The 15066-nt window shown below is 70.5% G+C and carries 17 protein-coding genes; 10 read left to right on the top strand and 7 right to left on the bottom strand.

Features of this window, described 5'->3' with window-relative positions:
* The first annotated feature begins 107 nt into the window (after positions 1-107).
* Both AC5DRG_RS27680 and AC5DRG_RS27685 read left to right on the top strand, forming a co-directional pair.
* Positions 108-1100 (top strand): permease, encoded by a 993-nt coding sequence (locus AC5DRG_RS27680; protein WP_491802149.1) that lies wholly within the window; start codon positions 108-110, stop codon positions 1098-1100.
* Positions 1097-1834 (top strand): TIGR03943 family putative permease subunit, encoded by a 738-nt coding sequence (locus AC5DRG_RS27685; RefSeq protein WP_491802150.1) that lies wholly within the window; start codon positions 1097-1099, stop codon positions 1832-1834. Before AC5DRG_RS27680 ends, AC5DRG_RS27685 begins: the two co-directional genes overlap by 4 nt.
* A gap of 13 nt (positions 1835-1847) precedes the next feature.
* Here AC5DRG_RS27685 and AC5DRG_RS27690 read toward each other — a convergent pair whose 3' ends face one another.
* Positions 1848-2636 (bottom strand): hypothetical protein, encoded by a 789-nt coding sequence (locus AC5DRG_RS27690; protein WP_491802151.1) that lies wholly within the window; start codon positions 2634-2636, stop codon positions 1848-1850.
* Positions 2637-2936: 300 nt separating this feature from the next.
* Between AC5DRG_RS27690 and thrS the strand changes: the two genes are divergently transcribed.
* Positions 2937-4157, top strand: coding sequence for a threonine--tRNA ligase (thrS, locus tag AC5DRG_RS27695; RefSeq protein WP_491802152.1), 1221 nt, complete (start codon positions 2937-2939; stop codon positions 4155-4157).
* A 47-nt stretch (positions 4158-4204) separates the two neighbouring features.
* A complete protein-coding gene (locus AC5DRG_RS27700) occupies positions 4205-5167 on the top strand; it encodes a nucleoside hydrolase (RefSeq protein WP_491802153.1) in 963 nt (320 codons plus the stop codon).
* 29 nt (positions 5168-5196) lie between these two features.
* On the opposite strand, the gene AC5DRG_RS27705 is transcribed toward AC5DRG_RS27700, so the two are convergent.
* From AC5DRG_RS27705 to AC5DRG_RS27715, 3 genes are all read right to left on the bottom strand, one after another.
* The gene (locus AC5DRG_RS27705; RefSeq protein ID WP_491802154.1) at positions 5197-5517 is read right to left on the bottom strand and encodes a DUF6191 domain-containing protein; all 321 of its coding nucleotides are present in this window, start codon (positions 5515-5517) and stop codon (positions 5197-5199) included.
* A gap of 10 nt (positions 5518-5527) precedes the next feature.
* Complete coding sequence (gene nicT, locus AC5DRG_RS27710) at positions 5528-6649, bottom strand: Nickel transporter NicT (protein ID WP_491813176.1); 1122 nt, start codon at positions 6647-6649, stop codon at positions 5528-5530.
* Between the two features lie 107 nt (positions 6650-6756).
* The gene (locus tag AC5DRG_RS27715; RefSeq protein ID WP_491802155.1) at positions 6757-7689 is read right to left on the bottom strand and encodes an LAETG motif-containing sortase-dependent surface protein; all 933 of its coding nucleotides are present in this window, start codon (positions 7687-7689) and stop codon (positions 6757-6759) included.
* 378 nt (positions 7690-8067) lie between these two features.
* Between AC5DRG_RS27715 and AC5DRG_RS27720 the strand changes: the two genes are divergently transcribed.
* Complete coding sequence (locus AC5DRG_RS27720; RefSeq protein ID WP_491802156.1) at positions 8068-9717, top strand: glycoside hydrolase family 13 protein; 1650 nt, start codon at positions 8068-8070, stop codon at positions 9715-9717.
* A gap of 9 nt (positions 9718-9726) precedes the next feature.
* Here the strand turns inward: AC5DRG_RS27720 and AC5DRG_RS27725 are convergent, their stop codons facing one another.
* Positions 9727-10419 carry a DUF4142 domain-containing protein gene (locus AC5DRG_RS27725; protein WP_491813177.1) on the bottom strand — a complete coding sequence of 231 codons (693 nt, stop codon included), beginning with the start codon at positions 10417-10419 and terminating at the stop codon, positions 9727-9729.
* A 283-nt stretch (positions 10420-10702) separates the two neighbouring features.
* On the opposite strand from AC5DRG_RS27725, the gene AC5DRG_RS27730 reads away from it, so the two are divergent.
* The 4 genes from AC5DRG_RS27730 (at position 10703) to AC5DRG_RS27745 (ending at position 13263) form a co-directional block, all read left to right on the top strand.
* Entirely contained in the window at positions 10703-11455 is a 753-nt protein-coding gene (locus AC5DRG_RS27730; protein ID WP_491802157.1) for an Ig-like domain-containing protein, read from the top strand.
* A gap of 103 nt (positions 11456-11558) precedes the next feature.
* On the top strand, positions 11559-12260 hold the full coding sequence (locus AC5DRG_RS27735) for a DUF6445 family protein (RefSeq protein ID WP_491802158.1): 702 nt from the start codon (positions 11559-11561) through the stop codon (positions 12258-12260).
* Between the two features lie 94 nt (positions 12261-12354).
* The gene (locus AC5DRG_RS27740) at positions 12355-12855 is read left to right on the top strand and encodes a DUF7144 family membrane protein (protein ID WP_491802159.1); all 501 of its coding nucleotides are present in this window, start codon (positions 12355-12357) and stop codon (positions 12853-12855) included.
* A gap of 204 nt (positions 12856-13059) precedes the next feature.
* Positions 13060-13263, top strand: coding sequence for a cold-shock protein (locus AC5DRG_RS27745; RefSeq protein WP_491802160.1), 204 nt, complete (start codon positions 13060-13062; stop codon positions 13261-13263).
* Between the two features lie 116 nt (positions 13264-13379).
* Here AC5DRG_RS27745 and AC5DRG_RS27750 read toward each other — a convergent pair whose 3' ends face one another.
* Positions 13380-13751: a DUF6479 family protein gene (locus tag AC5DRG_RS27750; RefSeq protein WP_491802161.1), complete on the bottom strand. Its 372-nt coding sequence runs from the start codon at positions 13749-13751 to the stop codon at positions 13380-13382.
* Between the two features lie 162 nt (positions 13752-13913).
* Here AC5DRG_RS27750 and AC5DRG_RS27755 point away from each other — a divergent pair, with 162 nt between their 5' ends.
* On the top strand, positions 13914-14381 hold the full coding sequence (locus AC5DRG_RS27755; protein ID WP_491813178.1) for a potassium channel family protein: 468 nt from the start codon (positions 13914-13916) through the stop codon (positions 14379-14381).
* A gap of 88 nt (positions 14382-14469) precedes the next feature.
* On the opposite strand, the gene AC5DRG_RS27760 is transcribed toward AC5DRG_RS27755, so the two are convergent.
* Entirely contained in the window at positions 14470-15024 is a 555-nt protein-coding gene (locus tag AC5DRG_RS27760) for a hypothetical protein (RefSeq protein WP_491802162.1), read from the bottom strand.
* Positions 15025-15066: the final 42 nt, after the last annotated feature.

Raw genomic sequence — 15066 nt, forward strand, 5'->3', positions numbered from 1 at the left:
AAGGCGGGGTGGCGCACAGCGCCGCCGGTTAGCCTCCGCTGCGAGAGGGAACAGGGACTGCCGGAGCGAGGCGCGTGGCGAATCAGGCGGATCAGCCGAATCAACGGATGGCCGTGATCGACGGTCTGCGGCTCGTCGTACGCGTGCTCGTGTACGCCGTCCTCGGCGGCGCCGCGCTCATCGCGATCGCCACCGTCGCCACCGTCCTCGGCCCGATGCTCGCCCTCGACCTCTACACCCCTCCCGTCGCGGCCTGGTGGACCGTCTTCACGGCGGTCGCCGTCCAGGCTGTTCCCTTCCTCCTGCTCGGCACGGTCGTGTCCGCGGCCATCGGCGCCTTCGTACCGGAGCGGGTCTTCACCCGGCTGCTCCCGCGCAACCAGGCACTGGCCGTTCCCCTCGCGGGCGCGGCAGGGGTCGTACTGCCGGGCTGTGAGTGCGCGTCCGTCCCCGTGGCGGGGAGCCTGATGCGGCGCGGGGTCGCCCCGGCGGCGGCCCTCGCCTTCCTCCTCTCCGCCCCCGCGATCAACCCCGTCGTCCTCGTCGCCACGTCCATCGCCTTCCCCGGCCAGCCGAAGATGGTGCTCGGCCGGCTCGTCGCCTCGCTCGCGACCGCCGTGGTCATGGGCTGGCTGTGGGCGCGCTTCGGCAAGGAGGAGTGGCTGCGGCTGCCGAAGACCCGCGTCTCCAACTCGTCCACCGGGCCGCGCGCCTTCCTCTCCGGCCTCCAGCACGACTTCCTGCACGCGGGCGGCTTCCTGGTGCTGGGCGCGGCGGCCGCGGCCACGTTCAACATCGCCGTCCCGCGGTCGGTCCTCGACCTGTTCACGGGTTCCGCCTGGCTGTCGGTGCTGCTGCTGGCCGTCCTGGCCGTCGTCCTGTGCGTGTGCAGCGAGGCCGACGCGTTCGTCGCGGCGTCGCTGAGCTCCTTCTCGCCGACCGCCCGGCTCACGTTCATGGTGGTCGGCCCGATGGTCGACCTGAAGCTGTTCGCGTTGCAGGCCGGCACGTTCGGCAGGTCCTTCGCGGTCCGCTTCTCGTCGGTCACCTGGCTGGTGGCCGTGACGAGCAGCGTCCTGGTGGGGTGGTGGCTCCTGTGAGGCGATACGGCTCCTCGGTCCTGCTGCTCCTGGTCGGCGCGGCGGTCCTGCGCATCACGCTCTTCAGCGACCTGTATCTGCGCTACGTCCAGTCGGGCCTGCGCCCCTACCTGATCGTGTCCGGCGTGGCGCTGGTGCTGCTGGGGTTGGCGACGGCGGTCATACGACGACTTTCGCCGGACCACGATGAACACGACCACGACGAGGAAGGGGACGATCACGGTCACAGCCACGGCCCCGCCGGCCCCCGCATCGCCTGGCTGCTCACCCTCCCCGCCCTCGCCCTGCTCCTCTTTCCGCCCCCGGCCCTCGGCTCCTACAGCGCCGACCGCGCGGCGGCGCAGCGCGCTGCCCAGGGGGTCGGCACCTTCCCCGCCCTCCCCGCCGGGAACCCGCTCACCCTGACCGTCGGCGAGTACAGCTCCCGCGCGATCTACGACAGCGGCCGTTCCCTCAAGGCCCGCACTCTCCGCATCACCGGCTTCGTCACCCGGGACGACGACGGCACCTGGTACGTCACCCGCCTCCTCGTCACCTGCTGCGCCGCCGACGCCGCCCCCAGCAAGGTCGAGATCCGCGACGCCGACCCACCGCCCACCGACACCTGGGTCACCGTCACCGGCACCTGGGTCCAGAAGGGCAAGCTCGGCTCCGACGCGGCCTGGCCGCCGGTCCTCGCCGCGACGACGCTCAAGCAGATCAAACAGCCGTCGGACCCGTACGAGAAGCGTTAGCCGGAGGCGGGGTTCAGGCCTGCACCCGGCTCTGCTTCTGCACCTCCGCCAGCCGCTGCGCGCCCAGTTCCGTCGCCTGCCGGGTCCAGTCGGCCGGGACCTCGCCGAGGCCTCCGTAGGTGAGGCTGATCGCGTCGTCGCCGACGCGGACGGCGGCGACGTCGAGGGTGAGGGTCTGCGGCTCGCCGTCGGCCGTCTCGCCGTCCAGGGTGACCCGCAGGCCCTGCCGGGCGTCCCCGACGGCCGGCAACCAGGCGTCGGTGACCTGGGCGCCGAGCACCGCGCCGTTCGCGGTCGCGGCCGTGAACTGGCCGCACCGCCGCGGCAGCGTCTTCAGCCAGGCCAGCGTCTTGTCCGCCTCGTGCGGGCGGTGCGCGGTGACCTGGTAGCGGAGCTGGGCCTCGTCGTAGCCGTCGTCGAGGCCGACCACCGCCCGGGTGGCGACGGACGCCCCGAACAACTCCTCGGTGTAGAGGGCGTCGAGCAGCCGCCCGCACTCGGGCTTCTCGGTCGTCGCCTTGAGCAGGCCGTCCCGCCAGGTCGCGGCGCCCTGCGTCGGCGTCCACGGCTCCCCCAGGTCGGCGTCCGAGATCAGCGCGGCCCGCGCCTGGGCCTCGGTGAGCATGGGGGCGGCGGAGGTCGACGGGGCCGGGGCGGCCGAGGTCTGCTCGACCGCGGGCGACGCGGCGGCCGCCGACGCCTTGTGGTGCCCGCCGCCCGAGCACGCGGCCACGCTCAGCAGGGCGCTCGCACAGAGCGCGGAGGCGACGAGGACGCGGGCCGGGGGACGGGCACGGGCCATGTGGGGATGCCTCCTGTTGACCTGGCGGTACGGGTGCGTGCTCCCACGGGAACATCGGTGTCGTACGCCCACCAGCGCGCCGGTCCGTCCGGGTGAGCGGCCGCCCGTAAAACCCGTCGCGCCCCCGCCCACCCCCTGTTACGGTCCCGCACATGAAGCGCGCCAAGTCGATGTCCACGACGACGCCGGAGAGTGTCCCGGCGCGCTGACAGCTGACCCAGATGTCGAAAGCCCCGGGGCGAGTGCCCCGGGGCATTGTCGTTGCCGGGTTCCTCGCCCCCCGTTCCTGAGGAGCCCGCCATGCACGACCACCGTCGCCTCGGCCGCGAACTCGACCTCTTCGACACCGACCCGCTGATGGGCGCGGGCCTGCCGTACTGGCTGCCCGACGGCGCGATCGTCCGTCACACCCTGGAGGAGTACATCCGTGAGGCGGAACGCGCGGCCGGCTACCGGCACGTGTACTCGCCGGTCCTCGGCAAGCGCGAGCTGTACGAAATCTCCGGGCACTGGTCCCACTACAGCGAGGACATGTTCCCCCCGATGCAACTCGGTGCGGAGGAGGTCGTCCTGCGCCCGTCCCTCTGCCCCCACCACGCCCTCATCTACCGCTCCCGCTCCCACAGCTACCGCGAACTCCCCTTCCGCATGGCCGAGTTGGGCGGCATGTACCGCTCCGAACTCTCCGGCGTCCTGGGCGGCCTGACCCGCGTCCGAGCCATCCACCTGAACGACGCGCACATCTTCTGCACCCTGGACCAGGCGGTGGAGGAGGCGAGGCAGGCCCTGGAACTCATCGCCCGCGCCTACGCCGACCTCGGTATCCGGGCATCCCGCCACCGCCTCTCCCTCCCGGGCGAGGGCGGCAAGTACGTCGCCGATCCACACCTGTGGAAAAAGGCGACCGCCCTCCTCAGAGAGGTCCTGGACGACAGCGGTGTCGAGTACGAGGCGGCGGAGGGCGAGGCGGCTTTCTACGGCCCCAAGATCGACGTACAGATCACCGACCCCGCCGGCCGCGAGTCCACCCTCTCCACCGTCCAGATCGACTTCCACCAGCCCGAACGCTTCGACCTCCACTACATCGGCCCCGACGGCGCGAAACACCGCCCGGTCATGGTCCACCGCAGCGTCATCGGCAGCGTGGAACGAGCGGTGGCCCACCTCATCGAGCAGCACGGGGGCGCCTTCCCGCCCTGGCTGGCGCCCGTACAACTCCTCGTCCTCCCGGTGTCGGAGGCACAGGAGGCCCAGGCCGCGGACCTCGTACGCCGGGCAGCGACCCGCGGCCTACGGGCGGAACTCGCCGCCCCCGACCAGGGCACCCTGGCCGCCCGCATCCGATCCGCCCGCCTGATCCCGTATCAGGCGGTGATCGGGGAGCGGGAGGCGAAGGACGACCTTGCAGCCGTTCGCCTGAGGGACGGCGGCCGCCCCGGACCGGTACCCGCCACCGACTTGCTGGACCGCATCGCGGCCCGCGTCGAGGCTCGTAGGGCCGAGCTCTGGGAGCCTGCGTAAGGTCACAGTCGTAGAGCCCCGTGGCCCGTGGAAAGAGGAGCACCGCCGTGACCGGTCAGCCCATCCCGGTGATCATCGACTGCGACACCGGCATCGACGACGCCCTTGCCCTGCTGTTCGCCGTCCGCCACCCGGGCCTCGACCTGCGGGCGGTGAGCTGCGTGGCCGGGAACACGGGCGTGGACCAGGTCGTACGCAACACCCTGACCGTCCTGGAACTCGCGGGCGCCGATGACATCCCCGTGGCGCGAGGCGCCGAGCGCCCGTTGATCGAACCGGCCCGCCCCGCCGAGCACGTACATGGCGTGGACGGCATGGGCGACCTGGGCCTGCCGGCACCGTCGCGCACACCGGTGGACGTGGACGCGGTGACCCTGCTGAGGCGGGAGATCCTGGCGTCTCCGAGGCCGGTCACCCTCATCCCCACAGCCCCCCTCACGAACATCGCGCTGCTCCTCCGCACGCACCCGGAGGTGGTCCGCAACATTGAGCGAATCGTCTTCATGGGCGGCGCGGTGGCCACCGGGAACGCCACGCCGGTCGCCGAGTTCAACGTCTGGCACGACCCGGAGGCGGCGGCGATCCTGCTCACCGCGGGCGTCCCGATCACGATGTACGGCCTGGACGTCTTCCAGCAGGTAGCGGTCCCGGCACCGGACGTACGCCGCCTACGTTCCGCGACGGACCCGGGCACCCGCCTGGCCGGCGACCTCCTCGCCCACCGCCCCTCCTCCCCGGACCCGGACGGTGACGACCCGGCCGGCGGCCTCGGCGACGCGGGCGCGGTCTGCGCGGTAGCCGACCCGGCGGGCCTGACCACCAGCCTGCTCCCGGTAGAGGTCCAACTCGCCCCGGGCCCGGCCCGAGGCCAGACGATCGTCGACCGCCGCCCCCGCCCCGGCGAATCGGAAATCCACGACGGCACCCGCGAACAGGCCCTGGTGGACGTGGCGTTGGCCGTGGACGTGGAGCGGTACGTGAAGCTGTGGCTGGGGGCGGTGGAGCAGTAGCAGTAGGTCCGGCGGCTGTCGGCGGGTCGCTACCGGTCGGCCCGCGGCATCCGGACCACCGCGACCCCGCCGTCCAGGTCCACCGTCGTGCGGTTCGGAGGGGCCCCGTCCTCCTCGTCGTCGCGCATCAGCAGTGCCGACTGCCGTTCCTTGAGTTCGCTCTGCTTGCCCGGTGAGAAGGTCGCGTGGAGTTGCTCGAAACCGGTCGCCGATATCTGGCCCTGCCGGGCGCTGTTGCGCCATGGCAGCATTCCGGCTCGCCCGGCTCGCAGGAGCAGTTGGTCCGTGAAGGCGACGACGGTCAGCAGGATGACGAGTCCGGGCAGGGTCATCAAGACGGCGAATCCCATGGCCCCAGTATTACTGGGTGTCGGCGCTCTGGACCGCCCACCGCTGCTCTACTTTCGCCAGCCGCCAATAGGCCACGGCCCCCGCCCACACCACCACGAACAACCCCACGATGACGTACCCCACGTTGTCGAGGTCGAGCCCCGCTATCCAGTCGGTGGTCGCGTCCGTCAGGGCGAGTTTGTCGTGGAGGACGCCGACGAGTTCGATCGTGCCGATGAAGAAGGCGACGGCGATGGAGAGGCCGGTGATGGTGAGGTTGTAGAAGACCTTGCGGACCGGGTTGGAGAAGGCCCACTGGTAGGCGAAGTTCATGAAGGTGCCGTCGAGGGTGTCGAAGAGGCTCATGCCGGCCGCGAAGAGGAGGGGGAGGCAGAGGATCGCGTACCAGGGCAGGCCCGCTGCCGCGCCCGAGCCGGCCATCACCATGAGGGTGACTTCCGTAGCAGTGTCGAAGCCGAGGCCGAAGAGGAAGCCCAGCGGGTACATCTGGCCTGGTCGCGTTATGGACTTGGTGAGGCGGCCGAGGATTCTGTTCATGAATCCCCTTGAGTCCAGGTGCTGTTCCAGTTCCTTCTCGTCGTACGTTCCCGACCTCATCGCCCGGAAGACCTTCAGGATGCCCACCAGGGCTACCAGGTTGAGGGCGGCGATCAGGTAGAGGAACGATCCCGAGATCGTCGTACCCATCACGCCCAGGAGTTGGTGGGTGCGCGAGCCGTCGTTCATGATGCGGCCCGCGAGTTGGGTGCCGCCCGCTATCAGTGCGGCGAGGATGACCACCACGCTTGAGTGGCCCAGCGCGAACCAGAACCCCACCGACACCGGGCGTTTGCCGTCGGCCATCAGCTTGCGGGTGGTGTTGTCGATCGCGGCGATGTGGTCGGCGTCGAAGGCGTGCCGCATGCCGAGCGTGTAGGCGGTGACGCCGAGGCCGATGCCGAAGGCCTTGGAGCCGACCTCGTAGTGCCCGGGGACCACCAGCAGGAACAGGATGCCGAAGGCGACGACGTGCAGGGCGGCTATCACTGCCATCAACCCCGCGGTCCTTACGGTGTCTTCGCGCCGCCAGCGAAAAGAAACGGCAGGTTCGGGCAGGGTCATACGGTCACGCTCCAGCACCTCGTGGATCACTTCGTGAGATGCCGGCAACCCGAACACCACGGCCAGGCAACGGTAACCGATGGCCAAAAGCGGCCGCCCCGCTGGTCACGGGGCGGCCGCCTTGGGAGGAGCTGGTGTTACGCGCGGGCCGAGCGGCGCCGCTTCGTCGCCACTACGATGCCCGCGCCGCCGGCGAGCAGCACGGCCGCGCCGATCGCGATCGGGCCGGTCGCGCTGGAACCGCCGGTCTCCGCGAGGTCGCCACCGCCGCCGTTCGGGGTCGCCGCCGGGGCGGTCGTGGACTCCGAGGCCTCGGGCGTCGGGGTGGACGTCGAGGGGGTCTCCGTGGCCGGAGTCGTGGTCTCCTCCGCCGGGGTCGACGGCTCCGAGGACTCCGCGGCCGGGGTCGACGGGGTCGGGGTCGCGGGGGTCGACGGCGACGGGGACTCGGACTCGGTGACCGTGCAGTCCTTCGTGCCGCCGTTCCAGGCCGCGATCAGCTTGTCCTTGATGACCGCGCCGTCGGGGCCCTTGGGGAGCGCGCCGTGCTCGAAGCCGTCGTTCGCGTCGAGCTTGCCGTCGTACTTCACGGCGCCGCGGTAGAGGTCGACCTGCGCGAAGCAGCCCGCGTCGGGGATCGAGGTGTCGAGGGTGTCGGTCTGGCCGGCCTTGACGGTCACCGTGTCCCAGTCGTGGAAGACCTGCTCGCCGGAGGTGGCGAAGGTGGCGCCGTGGGTGCGGTAGGAGGCCAGGGAGGCCGTGCAGGTGGACGCGTCGCCCGCTGTGCGGACCTTGACGTGGACCTTTCCGTCCTCCGACGGCTTGAGGTTCTGGTCGTCGACCTTGACCGAGGCGTAGAAGTTCTTGCCGTCCAGGGAGAACTCGCAGCGGTCGGTCTCGGTCTTCGAGCCGGCGCCCGTTCCGGGCTTGTAGCTGCCGCCGGACTCCCAGCCGTCACCGCCGGGGCAGTCACTGGCCCAGGCACCGGCGGCGGAGGCGGCGCAGAGGGCGAGCGTCGCGGCGCCCGTTCCCAGCAGCCGACGTGCGATGACACGACTCGCTATGGACATGCAGATCCCCATCTGGCTTGACGTAAGCAGAACCCGGGCACGGCGAGAGAGCAGCGCGCTGCTGCTGGGCCATGCCAGGGTTGAGTGGTCGAAGAAAAACACCGGGCCCATTGGTCACATGCGCCACAGTGATCCCCATCGTCGTCGTGTCATCGCGGGCCTGTCAACCTGCGGGAATGCACGGGCCGTTCAAGAGTCATCACAATTTCGCCACACGGGGAACGACCCCCTCCGGGGCGCACGGGAGCGCGGCAGGTTCGCTTTTCCGGCGTTGTGGACAGAGTTCTGCTTATCGCCCGCCCGCATGACCGCTTTGCCCGCTGACCGGTCACCGTCGACCGCTCACCGCCCGCTCACACGCACCTCAGAGGAGACCGCGTGACCGACCTTTCGTCCCGCGACCCCAACTGGTGGCGCCAGTCCGTCATCTACCAGGTCTATCCGCGCAGTTTCGCCGACGCCGACGGCGACGGGCTCGGCGACCTGAAGGGCATCGCCCAGCGCCTGACCCATCTGGCCGGCCTGGGCGTCGACGCCCTGTGGCTCAGCCCCTTCTACCCCTCCGAACTCGCCGACGGCGGCTACGACGTCGCCGACTACCGCGATGTCGACCCCCGCCTCGGCACCCTCGACGACTTCGACGCCATGGTCGCCGAGGCCCACCGCCTGGGCCTGAAGGTCATGGTCGACATCGTCCCCAACCACACCTCCCGGCAGCACGTCTGGTTCGAGGAGGCGCTGCGCGCGGCACCCGGCTCCCCCGCCCGCGACCGCTACGTCTTCCGCGACGGACGCGGCGAGCACGGCGAACTGCCGCCCACCGACTGGCAGTCCGTGTTCGGGGGCAGCGCCTGGAAGCGGGTGGACGACGGACAGTGGTTCCTGCACCTGTTCACCCCCGAGCAGCCCGACCTCAACTGGGACAACGAGGAGATCCGCGCCGACTTCCGCACCACCCTGCGCTTCTGGTCCGACCGGGGCGTCGACGGCTTCCGCATCGACGTCGCCCACGCCCTCGCCAAGGACCTCGCCGAACCGCTCCGCGACCTGGGCGCACCCGAGTTGAGCGGGGAGGCGGCCCTCGCGGAGTTCGCCCCCGGCACCCACCCCTTCTTCGACCGCGACGAGGTCCACGAGATCTACCGCGACTGGCGCAAGATCTTCGACACCTACACCCCGCCCCGCACGGCCGTCGCCGAGGCCTGGGTACCGGGCGCCCGGCGCGCCCAGTACGCTCGCCCGGACGAACTGGGCCAGGCCTTCAACTTCGAGTATCTGCAAGCGGGTTGGGACGCTGCGGAACTCCGCCAAGTCATCACCGGCTCCCTGGAGACCGCCCGCTCGGCCGGAGCCTCGGCCACCTGGGTCCTCTCCAACCACGACGTCGTACGCCACGCCTCCCGCCTCATGCTCCCGCCGGGCACGGACGACAACGCCTGGCTGCTGAGCGACGGCCAGGTCCCCGCCGTGGACGAGACCCGGGCGGCGCGCCGGGCCCGCGCGGCGACCCTGCTGATGCTCGCGCTGCCCGGCTCCTCCTACGTCTACCAGGGCGAGGAACTCGGCCTGCCCGAGGTCGCCGACCTGCCCGCCGAAGCCCTCCAGGACCCCATCTGGGAACAGACGGCCCACACCCGCAAGGGCCGCGACGGCTGCCGGGTGCCGATTCCGTGGACGTCGACGGGACCGTCGTACGGCTTCGGGGCGGGCGCCGCCTGGCTGCCGCAGCCGGAGTGGTTCGCGGCGTACGCCGTCGAGGCGCAGGACGGGGTCGAGGGCTCGACCCTGGAGCTCTACCGCAGGGCCCTGCGCCTGCGCCGCAAGCTGCTGGAGGGCGAGGCCCTGACCTGGGCGGCCTCGGCCCCCGACGGCGTGCTGGACTTCGCCCGCACGGACGGCTGGCGGTGTGTCACCAACCTGTCGGACGCGGCGGTCCCGCTGCCGCCGGGGGAGGTGCTGCTGAGCAGCGGGCCGGTCGGGGACGGGCTGCTGGGGCCGGACACGACGGTCTGGCTCGGCGGGGAGTGACCCTCTGACTCACCCCGCCGACGGAGTGGAACTGGCGCTCGCGTTCGCCCGTGGGGTGAGGACGACGACCGGGGCGCCCGGCACGGGGGCCGGCGGTGTCACGTCGTCGGAGGGCAGCTTCGGCGGGGTGGTCTGCTGGAAGAGGGCCTGGTCGAAGTTGACCAGGCCGGTCTTCTCCATGACCGTGATGTGGTCGAGGACGGTGACGTTCGCCTGGTCGGCGAGGGCGCGTACCTTGGTGTTCTTGGTGGTGGAGCGGATCTTCGCGACCGTGTTGAAGATCTGCCCATGGGTGATGCGCAGGATGTTGGCGAAGTCGGAGTCGAACTGCGTGCCCTTGGCGTCCGCGCTCAACGTGTCGATGAAGCCCTGCTGTTGGGGGCTCGGCGAGTTGGGGATCGTGATGCCGAGCTCCGGGGCGATCTTGCGGACGGTCGCGTCGAGCGCCGCGTGCCCGTCGACCAGGTGCTCCGACGCCGTGAGGACCGCCTTCGAGGTGCCCTTCTGCATCCCCATCTGACCGACCGGGTACTCCCACAGCCCCGCCGCCCGCACCTTCACCACGAAGTCCCGGTCCGCCTCCGTCAGCGGCCCGGACGAGGTGTTCGCGATGATCCGGTCCGGCGAACTGGACACCGTGCTGAGCCCCAGCATCGAGGGGTAGGCGAGAGCTGCGAGCGTCAGGCTCAGAGCACCGCCCACAAAGAGGGTTCCCGTCGCGTTCCGCGAAAAGCGCACCTTGCCTCCTGCCAAGCCAATACGTCCGTACTCCCGTTACGCGGGTACGGACGGGAGTACGGATGTAGGGGCCAGCCGAACCTTTTGGTTTCGTAAAGGATGTTCGACGAGGCCTACTTCGGCTGGAACAGCGCCGCCGGACGCCGGGAACGTATCCGCGGCCGTACGGGTGGCGGCGCGGCACCGCTCGGCCATACGGCGGCTCAGCACACGTCAGCTGCGGGAACGGGCCACGAGAATCGCACGCATGTTGACGACCAGGTCCGGGAAGTCGGCCGCAGCGATGGCCATGGCATGGGCATTGGCCGCCGCCCCGTCGGCCACCGCGCAGGGCGGTGAGTTGTGGGGCGCGGCGACGATCGTCCCCGGCCGGGCGGGAGTCGTCGAGGTCACGGGATACGCGGGGCCGCCCCTCGCCGCCGGTTCCGCGCTGAAGCTGACGGCGCCGGAGCGGGCCGAGGTCACGGCCGTGCCTCTGCGCGCCCGTGGTTACCGGGGGAGCGTCGCGGTCGACGGGAGCAGTGGGACGTACACCTTCATGTCCATGGGCGCGTCGGAGTCGTGGGCGGGCCACGGGTTCCCGTTCGTGGTGGCTGTGCCGGTCGACGCCGTGCCCGGGACCCGGCTGGCGGGCTGTTCGCTCATCCTCCGCGACGCGTCCGGCGTGGCGAGGGACGAGGGGAGCTGTGCGGTGACGGTGGGGCTGCCCGCGCCGGTGCTGGTGCGGCCTACGCCGGGCGGGATGCAGGGCGGGCGGCCGGAGATGGCGGGGACGGCGTATCCGGGGGCGCAGGTCACCGTGCGGGAGGAGATCGAGCACGGGGCGGGGCGGGAGGACGACGCGGAGGTCGAGGTCTGTTCGACGACCGCGGCTGCCGACGGCACCTGGACGTGCGTCCCGGGCCCGGCCCTCCCCACCGGCGGCCACCACCTCAGGGCGACCGCCACCCTGAACGGCGTGCACGCGCGGAGCGGCCGGACTGACGTGACTGTCCCTTAACACCCTTTTGTCGGGCGGGAGTTGGGGAACGCTTGGGTTCATTGGGGAACAGTTGACCGGTTGGCGGGAGAGTCGAGACCACCCCCAGACCTAAGTTCGCCGCATGCCCCCACTCCCCCCACGCCCACCACAGCCCCAGAGAACCGCCACCCCCCTCCCCGTCCTCCCCTACCGCAAGCCCACCAAGGGCCGCGACTACTGGGTCCTGGACGACGTCCTGCCCGACGTGGACGCCGTACGGGAGCGCTGTCTCGCCAAGGACGACTGGGTCGAGGGGTATCCGCACAAGCCGGAGGCCTGGCCCGGGCTGCGTGCGATGCCCGGCCTCGAACCCGCCGAACTCGCCCGCGTGGAACGGCTGGTGAGGAAGGAGACCGGGGCGAAGGAACTCTGGGTCCAGCGCACCCCCGGCGGCGGCACCCTCAACCACAACTGCGTCCAGGTCGTCGGCGAGGGCGAGAGCACGCCCCGCCCGCACACCGACTCGCGTTCGCTGTGCCGGTACGCGGCCGTGCTGTACCTCAACCCCAAGGTCCCCAAGGACTGCGGCACGAGCTTCTACCGCCAGTCCCTGCCCGGCGGCCGGCTCGGCGGCAACGTCGTCCAGGCCCCCCACAACAACCTGGTCGACGCACTCGGCACCCGCTTCGTGGCGCCGGACGCCTTCGAGGAGGACGTCCGAGTCCCGCACAAGTACAACCGCCTCCTCCTGTACAACGCCAACCTCGTGCACAGCGCGACCGGCTACTTCGGCGGCACGCTGGAGGACAAGCGGATGACGGCGGTGTTCTTCTGGATGGCGTGACCTGTACGGCGTAGCCCGCGTGGTGGTGGCCCCGACTTGGCCGGATGGTCGTAGGTACGACTCTTCCGTTCCTTGTCAGAGACGGGGTACCACCATGACCCAGCAGCCGCACGCGACCCAGCCGCAGGCCGGCGGGGAGCAGACGCCCCAGACGAAGCCTCCGGTGTGGGGCGATGCCCACCAGCGGGAGCCCGAGCGGCCGCCGGCCGGTGGTGGCGGCTGGGCCGTGGGCGGGGTGACCTTCGCGGGCGTCCTGATGATGATGCACGGCGTCATCGCCGTGCTCCAGGGCATCGCCGCGATCACCGAGGACGAGGTGTACGCCTCCGTCGGCGACTACATCTACCGGATCAACCTCACCGGCTGGGGCTGGATCCTGCTCTGCGTGGGCGTCTTCGCGGCGGTCACCGGCTGGGGCATCCTGATGGGCGCCGCGTGGGCCCGGGTTTCCGGCATCGTGCTGGCGAGCCTGAGCGCGATCCTCCAGTTCGTCTTCCTGCCGTATGCCCCGGTCTGGTCAGTGATCATGATCGCGATTGACGTGTTCGTCATCTGGGCGTTGGCCGTGTACCGCCCGGAGCGCACGCAGGTGTGATAGAGGCTGCGATACGGCTCTGACATGTGGAAATGGTCGGACCGCGACTGCGTCGGGTTTCTGTGCTACGTTCTTTTTTTGGTTGCAGTTGTGGTTTGGTTCCCGCATTTTTCCGGTGTACTCACCCGGACGGGGCGATCATCTCAGCGACGCGGGGTTCACACGGTGTGAATCCCCGAGCAAGTGCCCCAAGGAGAATTTGACATGGCTACCGGCACCGTGAAGTGGTTCAACGCGGAAAAGGGCTTCGGCTTCATTGAGCAGGATGGCGGCGGTCCCGACGTCTTCGCTCACTACTCGAACATCGCCACCCAGGGCTTCCGCGAGCTGCACGAGGGCCAGAAGGTGAACTTCGACATCACGCAGGGCCAGAAGGGCCCGCAGGCGGAGAACATCGTTCCCGCCTAACCCTGGCTTTTCGCAGGAACGCAGTAAATACGACGCCGGGTGCAGTGTCTGTCAAGGACATTGCATCCGGCGTCGTAGTTTTTTGTAGTCCGGTTTGTGCGGGGTCGGACGCGGGGTCACACGTGCCCCAGGCCTCCACTTCCGAAGGACCCACTCGAGCCCGGCGACCAGCGCCGTCGATGCTGATCCTCACGTCGCTTGCTGCCCGCGTGGTGGAGTTCGTACGGCATGAGCCGCTCGCTCTCCTGCTCCGCGACCGGCATCTCGTCCGGCTCCCGCATCTCCCGCATCTCGTGGACCGGGCCCGAGGCGGGCATCTTCGGCTGTTCATCCAGGCTGGGCCGTGCCGATTCCCGGTCCATGACCTTCATACCGAAGCGGACAGCCCAGACCAGGCCGCCCGCGATGAACAGGCCACCACCAAAGGCGGCAAGCACGTTGAGTACATCGCTCGACGTGGCCGCCAGCTCAAACGTCGCCGTACTCATGTCCTAATTATCGCCGATGGGGTGAGATTTGGCTCCTGGTGACGGGGAATTTCCGGCGAGGCCGTGGTCCACCGGGCCGTCCGGGTGAGTCGGGGTGACGGTTCACGAGGCCGGATGCGCGTCCGCCGCGCTGCGGTCCATCCCATGCCCCAGCATCGGGGGATGCTGCCCGGATTCCTCACCAGAGCCGTCGAACTGCTGCTCGGCAGGGAGGGCCGCTCACTGCATGTGCGGGCGGCGGGCTGGGCGACGGCGACACTGGCCGCGGTGATGGTCGCCGGCTCGTGGGCGGTGGTGGCCGTGGAGGACGGAGCGCGGGGCGCCAACCTGACGACGTACCCGAAGGCCCTGTGGTGGTCGATCGAAACGGCGACGACGGTCGGCTACGGCGACTTCTACCCGGTGACTCTCTGGGGCCGCGTCATCGGCGCGGTGGTGATGATCGTCGGCATCACGGCGTACGGGATGGTCACGGCGGCGCTGGCGACGTGGTTCGTGGGCCGGGACCAGAAGCGCCGGCACCGTCACCTGGTGCGGAGCGCGGAGGAGGGGGCGGAACGGGCGGCGCGTGAGCTGCATGAACGCTTCGACCGGCTGGAGCGGTTGCTTGAGGAGAGGGGGGCCTCGTAGCGGTGGGCGCCTAGGAAGCTCTGGGCCGGAGCCGTACGCGGCGGGACGAGGGTAGGCGTCCGCGTCCCGCCGCATGCGCGCGGCCAGGTCAGACCGACGGCGCTCCCGGTGCGGGGATGGCCGGCAGCGACGACAGGGCGCCGCCGAGGAGCCCGGTGACCACCTCGACGACGGATGACACCACACCGGTCACCGCGCCCAGTACCCCGCCCACGTCCAGCGAGGTCAGGGCCTTGATGAGGTCGTCGAGGGTGGCCTGGAGCTGGGCGACGAGGTCGGAGACGGGATCGGCGGGCGCGACACCGGCCCGCTCGCGTACCTGCTGCTGGAGGGTGGTGTTGGCGGCCTCCAGGGATTTCACGTACGCGGCGGCCTCGGTGGGCTCGAGGCGGTCGCCCTCCAGGCCGGCGACGTCGGACAGTGCGTCCAGCATCGGGCCGACGGCGGCGTCTTCGTGGTCCGCAGCCGTCAGCGTGTCGAGCTCTTCCAGTTCTCCCCACTCGTCCAGCTCATGCAGCGCGGAGATGCCCGGGGCCTCCCGGGGTATGTCGACGGCGGCAGCGGCGACACCGACCGGTCCGGCGATCAGGGCGGCGCAGACGAGGGGAGACAGCAGGAGTCCGCGGGATACAAGGGCGCGCATCACAGTCCTTTCGAAAGCTGCACTCTTTGGGCCCACGGTGAG

It is taken from the genome of Streptomyces sp. JLBG701 (assembly GCF_058544905.1).

What these genes read in the sequence shown, in the direction of transcription:
- AC5DRG_RS27745 (WP_491802160.1), top strand. Translation starts at nt 13,060, where the DNA reads ATGGCTACCGGCACCGTGAAGTGGTTCAACGCGGAAAAGGGCTTCGGC.
- AC5DRG_RS27750 (WP_491802161.1), bottom strand. Translation starts at nt 13,751, where the DNA reads ATGAGTACGGCGACGTTTGAGCTGGCGGCCACGTCGAGCGATGTACTC.
- AC5DRG_RS27760 (WP_491802162.1), bottom strand. Translation starts at nt 15,024, where the DNA reads ATGCGCGCCCTTGTATCCCGCGGACTCCTGCTGTCTCCCCTCGTCTGC.
- AC5DRG_RS27705 (WP_491802154.1), bottom strand. Translation starts at nt 5,517, where the DNA reads ATGGGATTCGCCGTCTTGATGACCCTGCCCGGACTCGTCATCCTGCTG.
- AC5DRG_RS27715 (WP_491802155.1), bottom strand. Translation starts at nt 7,689, where the DNA reads ATGTCCATAGCGAGTCGTGTCATCGCACGTCGGCTGCTGGGAACGGGC.
- AC5DRG_RS27740 (WP_491802159.1), top strand. Translation starts at nt 12,355, where the DNA reads ATGACCCAGCAGCCGCACGCGACCCAGCCGCAGGCCGGCGGGGAGCAG.
- AC5DRG_RS27735 (WP_491802158.1), top strand. Translation starts at nt 11,559, where the DNA reads ATGCCCCCACTCCCCCCACGCCCACCACAGCCCCAGAGAACCGCCACC.
- thrS (WP_491802152.1), top strand. Translation starts at nt 2,937, where the DNA reads ATGCACGACCACCGTCGCCTCGGCCGCGAACTCGACCTCTTCGACACC.
- AC5DRG_RS27680 (WP_491802149.1), top strand. Translation starts at nt 108, where the DNA reads ATGGCCGTGATCGACGGTCTGCGGCTCGTCGTACGCGTGCTCGTGTAC.
- AC5DRG_RS27755 (WP_491813178.1), top strand. Translation starts at nt 13,914, where the DNA reads ATGCTGCCCGGATTCCTCACCAGAGCCGTCGAACTGCTGCTCGGCAGG.
- AC5DRG_RS27690 (WP_491802151.1), bottom strand. Translation starts at nt 2,636, where the DNA reads ATGGCCCGTGCCCGTCCCCCGGCCCGCGTCCTCGTCGCCTCCGCGCTC.
- AC5DRG_RS27730 (WP_491802157.1), top strand. Translation starts at nt 10,703, where the DNA reads ATGTTGACGACCAGGTCCGGGAAGTCGGCCGCAGCGATGGCCATGGCA.